At 70.3% G+C, this 489-nt stretch carries 1 protein-coding gene; it reads right to left on the bottom strand.

Translation table 11 applies throughout. The features are described 5' to 3' along the window. Window positions 1-106 precede the first annotated feature (106 nt). Window positions 107-489 (bottom strand): glutathione binding-like protein (locus ACU8YC_RS26500; RefSeq protein WP_446896194.1); only part of this gene is annotated, 383 nt, incomplete at its 5' end.

Genomic DNA, 489 nt, shown 5'->3' with positions numbered 1-489 from the left:
GCTGTGGCGCTGGCCTGCATCATCTCGAATGGCGTACCGTACCGTACGGTACGCGCTCTAGGCCGATTCGACGGCCGCGGCAAGGGGGTGCCGCGGCCGAACCGAGTCAGCGCGGGAGCGGCAGTCCCTCGCGGGCGAAGACGGCTTGCACGGCCGGCCGCTCGGCGACGCGGCGGGCATGGGCGGTCCAGGCCGGGAAGCGGCCGGCCATGTCGAACCGGAGCACGGGCCCGTTGGCCCAGAACCAGAAGACCATCAGGTAGGCGTCGACGACGCTGAACCGGTCACCCACAGCCCAGCCGCCGTGCGAGAGGCGCACCTCGGTCATGGTGGCGAGATCCGCGTAGGTATTGGCGGCCTTAGCCTTGATGCCCGCGAAGGCGCTCTCGTCCTCGGTGTAGCGCTCGGGCCGGCGGACATGGGCATAAGTGACATGGTGGTTGCAGGCGAGCCAGCCGAGCCACTCGTCGGTGGCGGCCTGCTCGCGGA

The sequence above is a fragment of the Citrobacter sp. VF227 genome (assembly GCF_052950715.1).
Note: the sequence above shows the minus strand (reverse complement) of the source record. Positions and strands in the feature narration are given on the sequence as shown.